At 46.4% G+C, this 14,692-nt stretch carries 12 protein-coding genes; all 12 read right to left on the minus strand.

Annotated features, from left to right (window positions below; all coding sequences use genetic code 11):
* Positions 1-2: 2 nt before the first annotated feature.
* The gene (gene fliL / locus NO989_RS03000) at positions 3-542 is read right to left on the minus strand and encodes a flagellar basal body-associated protein FliL (RefSeq protein ID WP_014948637.1); all 540 of its coding nucleotides are present in this window, start codon (positions 540-542) and stop codon (positions 3-5) included.
* Positions 543-769: 227 nt separating this feature from the next.
* Complete coding sequence (locus NO989_RS03005; RefSeq protein ID WP_371342019.1) at positions 770-3,085, minus strand: flagellar hook-length control protein FliK; 2,316 nt, start codon at positions 3,083-3,085, stop codon at positions 770-772.
* Positions 3,086-3,436: 351 nt separating this feature from the next.
* A complete protein-coding gene (gene fliJ, locus NO989_RS03010) occupies positions 3,437-3,883 on the minus strand; it encodes a flagellar export protein FliJ (protein WP_014948635.1) in 447 nt (148 codons plus the stop codon).
* A gap of 72 nt (positions 3,884-3,955) precedes the next feature.
* A complete protein-coding gene (gene fliI, locus NO989_RS03015) occupies positions 3,956-5,290 on the minus strand; it encodes a flagellar protein export ATPase FliI (RefSeq protein WP_014948634.1) in 1,335 nt (444 codons plus the stop codon).
* Complete coding sequence (fliH, locus tag NO989_RS03020) at positions 5,283-6,065, minus strand: flagellar assembly protein FliH (protein WP_371342020.1); 783 nt, start codon at positions 6,063-6,065, stop codon at positions 5,283-5,285. Before fliH ends, fliI begins: the two co-directional genes overlap by 8 nt.
* Before the next feature lie 39 nt (positions 6,066-6,104).
* On the minus strand, positions 6,105-7,145 hold the full coding sequence (gene fliG, locus NO989_RS03025; RefSeq protein ID WP_014975903.1) for a flagellar motor switch protein FliG: 1,041 nt from the start codon (positions 7,143-7,145) through the stop codon (positions 6,105-6,107).
* Positions 7,146-7,157: 12 nt separating this feature from the next.
* On the minus strand, positions 7,158-8,852 hold the full coding sequence (gene fliF / locus NO989_RS03030; protein ID WP_014948631.1) for a flagellar basal-body MS-ring/collar protein FliF: 1,695 nt from the start codon (positions 8,850-8,852) through the stop codon (positions 7,158-7,160).
* A 12-nt stretch (positions 8,853-8,864) separates the two neighbouring features.
* A complete protein-coding gene (gene fliE / locus NO989_RS03035; protein WP_014948630.1) occupies positions 8,865-9,200 on the minus strand; it encodes a flagellar hook-basal body complex protein FliE in 336 nt (111 codons plus the stop codon).
* A 241-nt stretch (positions 9,201-9,441) separates the two neighbouring features.
* Positions 9,442-10,779, minus strand: coding sequence for a sigma-54-dependent transcriptional regulator (locus NO989_RS03040; protein ID WP_371342021.1), 1,338 nt, complete (start codon positions 10,777-10,779; stop codon positions 9,442-9,444).
* A 16-nt stretch (positions 10,780-10,795) separates the two neighbouring features.
* Positions 10,796-11,938, minus strand: a complete 1,143-nt coding sequence (locus NO989_RS03045) for a PAS domain-containing sensor histidine kinase (protein ID WP_039224851.1) — start codon at positions 11,936-11,938, stop codon at positions 10,796-10,798.
* A 136-nt stretch (positions 11,939-12,074) separates the two neighbouring features.
* A complete protein-coding gene (locus NO989_RS03050; RefSeq protein WP_371342022.1) occupies positions 12,075-13,538 on the minus strand; it encodes a sigma-54 dependent transcriptional regulator in 1,464 nt (487 codons plus the stop codon).
* Between the two features lie 163 nt (positions 13,539-13,701).
* Positions 13,702-14,502 carry a flagellin gene (locus NO989_RS03055; protein WP_371342023.1) on the minus strand — a complete coding sequence of 267 codons (801 nt, stop codon included), beginning with the start codon at positions 14,500-14,502 and terminating at the stop codon, positions 13,702-13,704.
* Positions 14,503-14,692: the final 190 nt, after the last annotated feature.

The following is a 14,692-nucleotide window of genomic DNA, read 5'->3' on the forward strand; positions in this document are numbered from 1 at the left end:
CATTACTGCATGACAAACCCAGTGAACAATACGCGCTCAACTACATCGCTGCCCGTAATGTCCTTTAATGCTTTTTGTACTTCTGTTACTGCCTGCTCGCGAAGCTCAATTTTACCGGCTTCGGTAACCAGATCGTCTGCGTTTGAAGTACTAAAAGCCTGTAGTAATGTCCCTTCAATTAGCGGTATATGCGTCTTCGCCAGCTCTTCATTGTCAGAACCGCGCACAAGCAACTGCACTTTTATCTGAACCAACCTGTCTCTTCCTGCGCCCGGCACGTTAAAAACAAATGGTCGCGGCATCGCTACGTAAAGCGCAGTGCCCATTTCAGCTTTCCCTGCTGCTGATGCTGGTGCACTCGCAGCCGCTGCTGCGGCATCAGTCTCGGCAAGCTGTTCGGCTGCTGGCTCATCACCGCCTGCGAACAATAAGAAATAGGCAGCTGCACCGCCTCCTAAAAGAACCACAGCGATAATGATGATCAACATCATTTTGCCTTTCTTTTTACCGCCTTCTTCTACTTGTAATTCTTCTTCAGCCATGTGTAACTCGTCAGTAATGCTCGGAAAAAACGTATTATCAAGGTTCCGTCAAAAATGGCAATGCCATTATTTGAGGAAAACAATATGCGTACGGGTAATTTTTTGCGTCTTCACGCTTCCTATTACCCTCTAATATCACCTACTGCTCACTCCTTTCATTCAAAACATAGCAGCGTTTACGTATTCTCTCTATGCGACCTATTGGTAATAATTCATACGGGATGTGGTTAAGCGTAAAAGTCAATGCCGCCCTTGTCCGCGCGCGAAATCGACTGCTCAATAACCCGCATGCCATCCGTGTCGTCTACACCGTCATTTTCTCCACGATCCCCAGCTCCCTGACCTTGATGACTGTTTCCTGCAAGTTGCTGGCCATTTTCTTGACCAGAAGAATTATCTTTCCTAACTTGGGCGTCGCCTAACTCAATACCCTGTTCTGAAAGCATATCCCTTAGCTTAGGCATAGCATCGGCCAACGCATCTTTAGCTTGCTGTGATTGCACAACAAAGCTCACGCTTGCAGCGTCACCCGCCACATTTACTCTCACCTGCATACTGCCAAGCTCAGGAGGATCTAAGCGAATTTCAGCCATGGTATTTCGCGCATTAACCATCCAGCGAATTTTCTCACTAAGCTGCTGCTGGCCGTCGCTCTTATGAATATTGACCGCTTTATCAAAACCTTCAAACTGCTGCTGAGTTTTTGACGCTTCAGCGCGAAGCTGAGAGTTTTCCTGCATAACCGATTCAGTTGGATTAACCAATCCAGCAATAGCGTGTTGAGCACTTGCTTGAGTTTGCGTCATCAAATTTAAGAATTGACTGGCTTGACCGTCGACACGCGCTGTCATTGAAGCAACCACATCAGCACTTACCGCAGCATCTTTTGCGGCATCGGCAACAATAGTTGATAAATCAATGCCAGGCTCTCTACCTTGCTGAACTTGTTGCTGAAACTCGTTAATGCCAGCGATAATGTTAGCCTTCACCGCTTGTTGCTGCGCACCACCAGGCAGAGCCGCGACTACACGCTCTGCAAACGCTTCCGTTGCCTTTTGCGCGCTTTGTGGCGATAGCTCACTTATCGCTGAAAGCAGGTCGCTTGAAATTTCTGTAGCACCAAAAGAATCAACTACCTTGGTTTGCTCGCCGCTGTTTTCAACGTTTAACAGCCCCTCAGATGATGCTGATTTAGCGTCGTTTGATGCTGCTGCATTTACCGCCACGCTGCCCGCAACAGCTGCCTCTGAAGTTAACTCGGCCAATAACTCTTGAGCCTCGGCGAGATTGTCATCAAGAGATTTTGCCTGAATATTGTTAAGTTCATCTGCTAGTAGACTTAGTACGAGCGATTCATCGGCCGATTTTTTACCGCTTTCAGATAGCCCATTTAACGTTTCTAACATACCGCTTAATGCATTTGCGGCTTCAGTGTCTGACGCTAGACCTTGTTCAGGATTTTCTGTGTTCTCAGTCTGCATGAGCTTGGCAATTAATGCTGAAAGCTCATTGTCATTTTTTACTTTTTTATCTGAATTAGTATTGATATCGGTTTGCGCATTTGAAGACGCATTGTTCGCTTCACTATCACTTCCACTCTGTTGATTGTTAGCGTTGCCACCAGTAAGAAGTGAAGTTAGTGCAGTGAGTGTTTGTTGTGCTTCAGACGACAGGGATTCGATGGCTAATTCACCATCATTGTTACTATTAAGTTGCGACAACAGATGAGCCATGACCGATGGCATATCGCTCGCATCCACATCCTCCGGAAGCTTCCAAAGTTTTCCGCTTTCTTTTATAGATACGACGTTAACTGCCTCGCCTGCAGCTTCAGAGATCCCCTTATCTTCTGTGGTACCTGATTCACCTGAAGATTCATCACTTTTTCCAAAACGATTGGCTACCGTCTCAACGTAGGCAATCCAGTCTGGCTCGCCGTCGTCTTTGCTTGGCTTTCCGTCTGGCGTGCCAGGTGAGGTTATAACGCCAGCCTCGGCATCTTTCCTGCCGCCTTCTCCAATGACATACTGCGCGTCGGTCACGTTTTTTTGTTCAACGGCGCCTTCAGCGTCGTCAATAACGAGATTGGTATTTTCACCGTCAGTCGAGGGCTGCGTTGTCGTTGCTGAACCTTGCGCAACCTCGTGCGCACCATGCGTTGCATTTTCTTCTTGATTTGCATTATGAGAGCCAGCTTCAGACTCAGCTGGAATATCTGTGACTTCGTCACGAACAGGTAAATCTGTATGTCCCGCATCGCGGTCTTTACCATTTTTGATCGTGTCACTGGAGACTGAAGATTGGGGAGCCGCTCTGTCCGAACGGTTTGCTGTTCGAGATTGAGCAACCTGATCTTCTTTTTCGTTTAAAACAAAATCTGACTTGCTCGATTTCGCTTCTTGATAAAGTCGGTTAAATGCTTGGTTATTTTCACTGTTCGCTTCTTGCTGAGTTCCAATACTTGTTCCAACGGCTTTCGCCGTACCAGAAGCAGAGAATGGTAATGCGGCAATGTCTGTTTTATGTGCGGCAACTTGTTGCATATTGTCCTACCGTCCTACATTTAAATCGTCTTTCACCAAGAAGACGTATCGTGATGCGAATGATTCACGTGGCGTTTTATTACAAAAAACTTGATGCCATTTCATCGCAAACCCACCAGCGCTTACTTAAATTACAATCACTTAGCATTTCTTAGTTAGCATGTATCGCTATGATTTTTCGCTACGGCCCTTAGTCGCCCCCGCTGAATTTCAAACGCTATACTGTGTGATGAAACTCAAAGAAACGATGATTTTCCGTAGTAGCGATTGCAAAGTAATTACGTCGCGCTAGTACATTATGAAATGGTTATTGCAAGGGTTGAGCCAAAGTGGCAGAGGCTCGACTAATTATCAGAAAGGCGAGCGCTTAGCTCTGAAAAATCGTTGGGTAGCAAACTCATCCATCATGGCCTGCTCAGCTCTGGCTTCTTTTTTCTGCTCTGCTAACTTTTTCTTATCTAGCAACAAGGTAACAGCTTTCACTTTTTGTTGTTGCTTTAGCCACAGTTGCTTTCGCTGATCCGCCGCCATTTGTGCACGAGCAATCACTTGCATCTGTTGTTCGCACGCTTTATCCAGTTTTCCAACGAAGGATAAATGCTGCTGATAATAGGTGGCGGTAACACCTGCTTGACCGGTTTGTTGAATACCTTTTATGTAGTCAATGCGGTACTGCTCAAGACTGGTTAGCTTTTGCTTTTGCTGATTAACGTTCTGTTGGGCCTGTTTGTAGTATCGGGCTTCTCGCTGCTCTTTTTCGCGCTCGAATTCGGCTAAACGTTCTAGTTGTTTAGACATTATGCGATACCTTTTGGAAAGTTGATGACTTCTGGATCATAGGCAAGCTAACTTGCATTGCAGCACTATACATTAGCCTTGCCCCAGCCCTTTAGCTAACGCAGCCATACCCTCTAAACTTTCGTCATAAGGTATGACTTGTTTCATTCCCTGCTGCAATAAAGCATTGATTGCAGGTTCTGCGCGAATTGCCAGATCAATTCGCGGGTCTGACCCTTTCGCATAAGCGCCAATAGAAATGAGGTCTTGGTTTTGTTTGTAGTTTGAATAAACCTGACGAATACGGCGCGCCATCAATTGATGTTCTTCGCTCACGACCATAGGCATTACACGGCTTATTGACGCCTCGATATCAATAGCAGGGTAATGACCGCTATCGGCAAGGGTTCGCGACAACACTACGTGACCATCTAAAATAGCGCGAGCGGCGTCGGCAATGGGGTCTTGCAAATCGTCACCTTCGGTTAGCACCGTATAAAAAGCCGTTATAGAGCCCTGTCGTTCGCTGCCGTTACCTGCACGTTCTACTAGTGCAGGCAGCCGAGCAAACACCGAAGGCGGATAACCTTTTGTGGCTGGTGGCTCACCCACAGCCAATGCAATCTCACGCTGCGCCATGGCATAGCGAGTTAACGAATCAATCAGCAACAGTACCTTCATACCTTTGTCGCGGAAGTACTCTGCAATCGTTACCGCAGTCTCACATCCTTTCAATCGCATAAGCGGCGAAGTATCGGCTGGCGCTGCCACCACAACCGCCCGTTGGCGTTCTTCTTCTGTCAGTATTTCGTGGATAAACTCTTTTACTTCTCGGCCACGCTCACCTACAAGCCCAACCACGACCACATCGGCTTCACAGCCTCGGGTCATCATGCCAAGTAGCACACTTTTACCCACGCCACTTCCTGCAAAAAGCCCCATACGCTGACCAACGCCAACCGTATTTAACGCATTGATGGCACGTACGCCAACATCCATAGGGGTGTTGATTGGACGGCGAATGAGCGGGTTCATAGGAGGACGCGTAGTGGGAGCTCGCGCTTCGGCATTGATTTCACCCAGTCCGTCAAGTGGCTGACCGTTGCCATCGACTACACGTCCCAACAGTCCCATACCTACCGGCAAACCGCTTTGCCGGTTTAACGGCATAACGCGACTCCCTGGCACAATACCGCGAACCGCTTCAGTGGGCATCAAATAGGTAATATCATCACCAAAGCCAACCACTTCAGCTTCTATTTCGCCTTCGATGGTTTGCACTAAACATTGACTGCCCACCGGCAGCTGGCAACCTACAGCTTCAAGGGTAAGCCCTATGCCCCGGACTAATTTTCCCGCCGCAACAACGGGTGGCGATGTCACTTGTTTAGTAAGTGATTCAAAATGGGCATGCCAAGGGCTAGTCATTAGATAAACCTTGGTTTAAAAGAAACTTATCGATAACGTCGCGGCATCGACGCTCAATCGACACATCTACGGCATTTTGCGCAGTGGTAATGTCACAGCCACCGCGTTCCATTGCTGGTGCTTCAACCAAATTCCAGCCTTTTTTGGTAATTTCCTCTTCACCAAAATGCTCTTTTACCAATTCAATATCTTCAGGATTCATATGAATTTGATAGTCAGCTTGATTAATTGGTAGCGCTTTAATACCTTCGCTTAACGCCTGCATTATAACCTGTTGGTTAGTACTTACCTCTGCTTTAATAACTGCTTTTGCAAGAGTTACGGCGAGTTTTACCAATTGATCTCGGGTTTCATCGTTGGCTTGCGAGAGTGGGTCGTGAAATTTTTCAGCAAGCATTTGCCACACTTCGGCTTGTGCCGTCATTTGCTGGCGGCCTTCTTCAAGTCCTTGTTCAAGCCCTTCGGTGTGACCTTGCTCTTTACCTTCCGCTAAACCTGCTTCAAGACCTTGCGCTTTTCCTTCTTCAAAACCTTTATCTTTGCCTTCCTGATAACCTTCATCGTAAGCAGCCTGACGTATAGCTTCTATTTCTTCAGCGGTAGGCGGCTTAATCTCTTCCTCAACTTCAGGCGGTTCATACTTCCAGTCTGAACGTTTGTTTAACGCGTTGGTCGGCTCGTTTTCTCGGGGTGCAGTGGGGTCATCAACGAAAGGTAGGTCCCATTTTTTAGCTTCATTTACTTCGTTTTCGCTGAAACTTTTTTTGGCAGTCATATATTTACCTAGGCTAAATGAGTGACGGGACTAGCGTTCCTACAGGAACTCTTCGCCACCGCCACCACCAAGCATGATTTCACCAGAGTCAGAAAGTCGACGGGCAACAGAAAGGATCTCTTTCTGCGCTGTTTCCACTTCACTAATACGCACAGGACCGAGCGCTTCCAAATCATCATTAAGCATTTCAGCAGCACGCTTAGACATGTTGCGCATAATTTTGTCTTTAAGCTCTTCGTCAGCACCTTTAATGGCTTTAAGCAGCGCGTCTTGCTGTACTTCGCGCAGTATGGCCTGAATACCCTTGTCGTCTACATCGACTAAATTGTCGAATACAAACATCAGGTCTTGAATTTGCTGGCTCATCTCTTCGTCTTGCTCGCGAATAGCGTCCATTAACTGACCTTCTATCGCGGTATCTAGGTAGTTCATAATGTTCGCTGCCGACTTCAAGCCGCCCATTTTGGCTGCTTGTGTACCCGCTTGACCTGCAAACTGTTTCTCCATGATTTCGTTCAGCTCTTGTAGTGCAGCCGGCTGAACTTCCTCTAGATTTGCTATACGCATTAGCAAGTCGAGTCGCACTTTTTCAGGGAACTGCGCCAATATTTCAGCACTTTGTTCAGGCTCTAAATAAGACAATACGATAGTTTGAATCTGCGGGTGCTCATTGCGAATAATGCTGGCTACTTGCTTAGAGTCCATCCACTTCAATGAGTCTAGGCCTTTTGCACCGCTTCCCATCAGGATTTGATCAATTAGGTTTGCGGCCTTATCTTCACCTAACGCGGCTGTTAGCGCACGTTTAACAAAGTCTTGGCTTTGGAAGCCAATGGTACTGTAATTCTGAATTTCTTCGATAAAGTGCTTATGAACCGCCGTAATTTTGGTTTGCGTCATATCGTCCACTTTTGCCATTTCAGTACCGAGCTTTTGTACTTGCTTGGGCTCTAAGTGTTTCAATATCTGGGCGGCGTCTTCTTCAGAAAGACTCAGCAGCAAGATGGCCGCTTTTTCTACGCCTTCTAATTTACTGACGTCGTATGACGGCTCGTCAACATTGGCAAGTTCTTCAGCCATAATCTTATCTCACTACTCGTCTTGCATTAACCAGCCCTTCACTACTTGGGCTGATAACTCAGGTTCATTGGCCACAAGGGCACGTACGGCTTTAAGTACATCTTCATCTTTGTGCAGGTCAGGCAGCATGAGTGAACCATCTGGCGCAAAGCCTACCTGTCCTTCATCAAAGTCAGACGTTAACATGCTAATGGTGTCATCGCCTAAATCTAAGCCCTCGTCTGCATCAAATTCATCGGCGTCGTTCGACTCATCAGGATTAATAAGACGACGTAGCATAGGACGAATCACGAAGATGATAAGCACTATTATAACCAAGCCACCAACAACTAGCTTTAGAATTGGTAGAAATCCGGGCTGCTCCCAAATAGGCGCGTCTTCAATTTCCCCTGCGTCCATCCGAGTAAAGGGCACGCTTACAACTTCTAACGAATCACCACGGGTAACGTCAAAGCCAATGCCGCCCTGTAAAAGCCTACGAATGTTTAGAATCTCTTCTTGTTTACGCGGTGTTGGCGTCATCGCACCGTCTTCACCCGCAACTTGGGTATAGTCCACCGCCACAGATACACTTAATCTGCGAATAACCCCTGTCTGTTTCTTGGTATGACTGATAGTGGTATCAAGTTCGTAGTTGCGCGTAGACTCTTTTGCTGTGCGCCCAGGCATAGTTTGTTGACTGCCGCCCACAGCATTTTCTGGAATATTAGAATCTAACGGAGGCTGATTAGACAGTGCACCAGGAATACCACCAACACCACCACCTACGCTGTTTTCTTCCATTATCATTTCACTGCGAACCGCAGGTAAATCAGGGTTGTAGCTACGCTGTGTTTGTTCCATAGCTGTAAAGTCCATGGTAACGTCAGCTTGTGCTGTGTAGTTACCTATGCCCAATACTGGAATCAGTATAGCGTCAATTTTTTCTAAGTACTCTTGCTCACGCTGGCGCTCAATCTCGTATTCTTTTCTGGCACGAGCACTCATAGAATCTTGAGAGCCTGAGTTTAGCAGACGACCATTGCTGTCTGTTACGGTTACCTTAGACGGCTCCATGTTTTGCACTGCAGACGCAACGATATCGACAACAGCATCAACCTCTTCACCTGCAATAACGGCACCGCGCTTAGCCGTTAGCACAACGGTTGCCGACGCTTTCTTCTCTCTTCGCGCAAATACGTTTTCTTTAGGCATAGCTAACAAGACACGGGCTTTTTGAATGCTTGCGATATCTTCGATGGTAGCCGCGATTTGTTGCTCGCGGGCGTGTTTTAGACGTTCCATCTCAACACGCTGGCTCACACCAAACCCCATATCCTGCATAATGATATCGGTACCGGCATCAGAGGCCTTTGTTAACCCTTGGCGGGTCATGCCTAAACGGATGTTTTGGAATTCGTCACTTCTTACGTAAACAATATTGCCTTCAAGCTTATAGTCGATTTGGTTCGCATCCATATAATCGAGGGTTTCAATAAGCTCTTGGGTTTCCATTTTCGCAAGTGGGCGGTAATCAGGCTCTTGCGACCAGATAAGAATAAAAATAGCGATGGCGACGCAGATTACCAAAACAACCACAAGGGCCATTTGGCGCATCATATCTGCGCTACCTAAAGTGTCCATAAAACCAGATTTGTTTTCTGGCTCATTGTCCACTGCTTGATTTTGATCAGGAACCGTAAGGTTTGTACCTGTAGCTTCAGCCATAACCTACTCCACTTACACCGGCATATTCATTATTGTTTTATAGGCTTCAAGTACTTTGTTACGTACTTGAACAGTGGCTTCAAAAGCAATGCCCGCCTTTTCTTTCGTCAGCATAACTTGAGCTAGGCTTAAGTTAGGGTCGCCCATTTCAAAACGCTGCTGCGCGTCTTTAGATTCGAGCTGCATGCCGTTTACACCATCTACCGCATTCTTTAGCATGGTCGAGAAATCACTTGCCGAGCTATTAACTTCACTAAGCGGCTGCTGTTGAGGCTCATTAACTTGAAGACGAGTTTGCCCAATCATGTTCTGCATTTCTTGATACAAACTATTGGCTTTAACGTCCATAACCACTCCTAGTGCTTTTTCGAGACCGCCTGAACATCGGCGTATAACTTATGTATAGAGGGGATTTAGCAAAGGGCTTGCCAACTTTAAAAAGCCATATATATCAACAGGATAAATTAAAAATAAGAGGATTAGCCAAATTTATGGCGTTTGACTTAGTGAGAGCAACAAAAAACCGCCGCCTTCTTTACTACAGAGGCGACGGATAAGGACGAGGAAACCGAAAGTGTAGAAAGCGACCTTATGCGGGCACTTCAATACCGTCTTCGCGCATGCGCGCTAATTTGTAACGAAGGGTTCTTGGACTAATGCCGAGCTTTTCTGCCACATCTTTACGCTTGCCGTTACACGACACCAACGTATCGAGGATAATTTGATGTTCTTGGTAGCGCAGCTCAGACCCTAGCCTATTTTCTTCAACATGCTCTTGCGGTGTCTCAACAGGTGCAGTCATGTCTTCGTCAATCATTAAATCGCTGGCGTCGATCTCATTGTGTTCGCATAAAATAAGCGCCCGTTGAACCACGTTTTCTAGTTCGCGAACGTTCCCAGGCCAGCTGTATTGTGAGAGCTTATTGCGCGCTGCTGCGCTTAACCTGATAGTACCCAGCCCTTGAGAACTAGCATGACGCTGCACCAGATGTTCGGCAAGAGGGACAATATCACCCGGACGTTCCGAAAGCGGGCGCCACTCGATAGGGAATACATTTAAGCGGTAGTACAAATCTTCTCTGAACTCTCCCGCATCCACTGCTTTTCTCAAATCTCGGTTACTTGTAGCAATAACACGGACGTTGAGCTTAACGGTTTTACGTCCGCCAAGACGCTCTACTTCGCGCTCTTGTAACACGCGTAGCAGTTTAGCTTGAAGCGCCAAATCCATCTCGGTTATTTCATCAAGTAACAGCGTACCGTCTTGGGCTTGTTCAAATTTACCCGGGCACGCTTGGATTGCGCCGGTGAACGCACCTTTTTCGTAACCAAACAAGGTCGCTTCTAGCATGTTCTCTGGTATGGCTGCACAGTTGATGGCAACAAATGGCGCATCACTTCGCGGCGACTGATCGTGAATATAGCGAGACAGCACTTCTTTACCCGAACCGCTTGGTCCCATTACCATCACAGTGGCGTCGGACTTCGCGACTTTGCGAGAAAGCTCAAGTAACTTCAAGCTTGAAGGGTCAGCAACAATAGGCGTGCGTGACTCTATTTTTTGAGCCGGCGCGTAGCGTCCCACTAAATTAAGCAGTACTTCTGGGGCAAACGGTTTTGATAGATAGTCTGTAGCGCCATCGCGCATTGCCTGCACGGCATCATCAATAGTGGCATAGGCTGTCATCAATAGCACCGGCATATTGGGGTACTTAGTTTTGATACTCTTAAGTAGCGTTAAACCGCTCATTTCGCCCATTTGAATATCGCTTACCACTAAATCGACGGAGCGCGAAGACAGCACCATTAACGCTTCTTCAGCACAGTCAGCGGCAACAACTTCATAGTTACCTAACAGAAGGGTGTCTAGGAGTGCTTCGCGTAATCCTGCGTCATCTTCAACAATTAAAATGGTAGTTTTAGACATTATTCTCTCCTATGACCTACGCAACATGAGTCAATGTTTGTGAAGATTGAGCGTTCACCACACACGGCAAAGACACACTAAAGCACGCCCCACCTTCTGGCATATTTGATACGCTCAGCAAACCGTTGTGGGCGTTTACGACGGATTTAACAACCGCAAGTCCGAGGCCCGTGCCATGAGTTTTAGTTGTGAAAAACGGTTCAAAAATTTTGTTTTTGAGTTTATCCGGTACGCCAGGACCTTTATCTATAATGGCCACATGCAAACGTTCATCAGACACTGCAGTTTCTACGTGTACGCACTCCCCTTTCGGAGTAACTTGGCTCGCGTTGTGAACAAGGTTTAATAACGCGCCTTGAAGCGCTGTAAGATTACCGGTAATAGATACGTTTTTATCGAAGCCGCTAAAAGTTAGCGTTTGCTGTGCTTGAGCCGTCATGGTTTGGGCACTGCCTTCAATTGAAGTAAACAACTCTCCCAAGCTAATTTGGCTGACCACTTGTTCTTCCCCTGACTTAGCGAAAAGCAGCATGTCGTTAACCTGACTCTCTAGCTCTTTAAGCCTGTCAGTTAGCTTGTTTGCAAATTGAGTTTGTGCTTCTTGTCCCAAGCCTTTGCGTGTTAAATTAGACGCATAGAGCATGGCCGCAGAAAGAGGCGTACGAATTTGATGAGCAAGGGATGCCACCATTTTTCCAAGAGAAGACAGACGCTGCATATGACTCACGCGAGCTTGCAGCTGCCGCGTTTCGGTTAAGTCGGTAATAACAATTAATTGTCCTGGCTCATTTTCTAACGGCGTAATAGAAAGCTTCACTCGGCGACCGTCAACAAGTGAGACTTCGTGGCCGTCGTCAGCGCGAGGTTTGAATGAGCGCGTGATAATACTTCGCCACACTTCCTCTTCCAGCGGTTCACCTAACAGTGCTTTCGCTTGTTCATTGGCTTGGCGTACGATCCCTTTACCGTCTATAACGATAACGCCCGCAGGCATTACCTGAAGTAAGTGTTCAAGTCGACTCGCCTGCAACCGTAACGACGAAATATCGTCACTGCTTGAGGGGTCGTATTCATCACGAGATATCGCATTATCAATACTATCTAACGCATAGCTTGATGCTGAGTACTCAGTTGATTGTGGTGTGCTGTCAAAAGCCATATTGCCCTCGTCAAATTGCAGACGCTGTTAAACTATGGCTTAGATAAAGCAGAAGATGTGCCAATTCATCATTGGCTTATTTTTCAATTAGATAGGATGAAATTATAGAGGAAAGCGCAACGTCAATTACCTGACATTACGCTTCTTCAGTACGTTGAATATCGTACTTCCGCATTTTCTCGACGAGCGTTGTTCTGCGCATACCAAGTTTGTCGGCAGCTCGAGCCACCACCCAATCTTGATTGTCTAACGCCTGTCGAATGAGGTTTACTTCCAACTCAGAAAGGTACTCTTTGAGATTAACCCCTTCCTCAGGTAAAGATGAAGAAACCATTCCGTTCAAACCCTCGTGGTTTTGCTCGTTAAGGTCTTCTTCTGGCTCTTGCGCGGCCGCTTCAGCAAAGAGTGCATTGAATGCTTCACGCTCAAGAATTTCTTCTGGATAATCAGGCTCGTAAGCCTGTACATCACCGTATTGATATTTCTCAGGTAAATCGGCGATATCAACGATTTGACCAGGATAAAGGATTGTTAGGCGTTCAACTAGGTTAGACAGCTCACGAACGTTGCCTGCCCATTCGTGCTCCATTAACGAGGCGATCGCTTGCTCGGTAAAGCGCACACCTTCTACCCCATCACCTTGAATACGGCTATTTAGCTCTTGAAGCAATAAGGGGATATCGTCTTTTCTTTGTCTGAGTGCAGGACTATCAATCGGGAATACGTTGAGCCGGTAATACAAGTCTTCACGGAACTTGTCTTCACTGATCATGGTTTCCAAATTGCGGTGCGTCGCAGCGATAATGCGTACGTTACACTGAAGGGGCTTGTTGCCGCCTACGCGCTCGAAGGTACGCTCTTGTAACACGCGCAATAATTTAACCTGCATCTGAAGCGGCATATCGCCGATTTCATCCAAAAACAACGTACCGCCTTCAGCTAACTCAAAGCGGCCTTTACGCGCGCTGATTGCGCCAGTAAACGCCCCTTTTTCATGACCAAATAGCTCGCTTTCTAGCAGCTCGCCAGGAATGGCACCGCAGTTTACCGGAATAAATGGCCCGTCTTTGCGTTCAGATAAGAAGTGAACATTACGTGCAACGACCTCTTTACCCGTTCCAGACTCACCTAGAATCAAGACAGTGGCATCAGTCGGAGCAACCTGTTCAACTAATCGACGAACTATTTGTATTTGTTCGCTTTTACCAATAAGGCTTCTAAACAGTCGCGTCTTTGTTCCCGATGTACGAGACAAGCTCGGTTTGCGCCTTGAGTATTCTTGGCAGCGATGGATAGCTTGGGTCAAAACGGGGTAGGTTAATGGCGTTGCAATAACGCTAACGAGATTACAACCTGCTGATGCTTGGCTATTATTTTCAACCAATGCTACAAATGGTATGTGAGGAAACTTCTCAACCAGTCCACTGACTACGGCTGGCGATATGTGCTCTATAAGAACAGCATCAGCTCCACTATCTTGCAAATACCGTTCGCAATCACTAAAGCCTCGCGATTGACACGATTCTCCCATGAAGGTAACGATAGTTTCCAAGTTTTGAATAAGTTCCTGGTTGTCACTAACCAGCAAAATGTTCTTCATCAATTCCCCGAGAACGCTTTGTTATTATTTACAGTTTAGCGCATTTATAAATTGTAACGACAAAAGATCGGAGCGCAACCGCTGTTTTCGGAAATGTATCAATAAAAAAAGCAGGTTACCCTGCTTCTTTCGATTAATTTTAGCAAAATTAACGTATGTCGGCTTAACTCAACAGTGATAAAACCTGACTTTGCTGCTGATTCGCTTGCGCTTGAACGGTTAGCGCCGCCTGACCGAGCACATCGTTTGACGCCTGCTGTGACACAGCTTGAGCAAAATCAAGATCTTGTATGCGGCTACGCGCTTCAGCGGTGTTCACATTAGCTTGAGTAAGAGAACGCGCCGCACTTTCGAAACGGTTTTGGGTAGCACCTAAATCGCCTCGCGCGTTACCGAGCGTTTCAATTGCTGCATCAGTTGCACCTAGCGCATCTTCAATGCTGGTTCCCGACGTAATATCGATAGACAGCACATCGTTTAATTGAGCAGCAACATCCTGTGTATTGACGCTAATTGATTGACCCGCACTTGAACCTGATTGGAATTCAAGTGAGCCATTTTCAGATAGTAACGGCTTGCCAGCAAAATTCGTTTGCTCAATGGTTTGGGAGATATTCTCTTGTAGCTGTGTTATTTCAGATTGGATAGCACGGCGATCGCCACTGCTCAAAACACCATTACCAGATTGTAAGGTAAGTTCACGAATGCGGTTTACATCGTCATTGATGCTGCCTAAACCACCCTCTGCAACCTGCGCCAGTGAAATACCATCATATACGTTATTGATAGCCTGACGGTTACCTTCTACTTCTGAAGTTAACCGGTCGATGATTTGCTGAGCTGCTGCGCCGTCAGTTGCATTGTTAACTTTCTTACCACTGGCAAGCTTCTCAAACAGGTTATTTTGCTTTTCTTGGATTTGACCAATAAGCGAGTTACCTGAATCGGAACCTATTTTAATCATGAGGCTACCCTATTAAACTTTCACTAAATATAGTGTAGTAAATAGACAGAAGAATAACGAGTGACTGTTTTTTTAAAGAGTATGAAAATGAATACCCAACGGCTTAACGGTATCGTTACTGTTGAGTATTTCACTTTTTATTTAAGGAAGACTCGTTAAAAACTAATGGTTTATGGCATTGTTGCCGACA

Source organism: Alteromonas sp. DY56-G5, from assembly GCF_041414725.1.
GTDB lineage: Bacteria > Pseudomonadota > Gammaproteobacteria > Enterobacterales > Alteromonadaceae > Alteromonas > Alteromonas macleodii.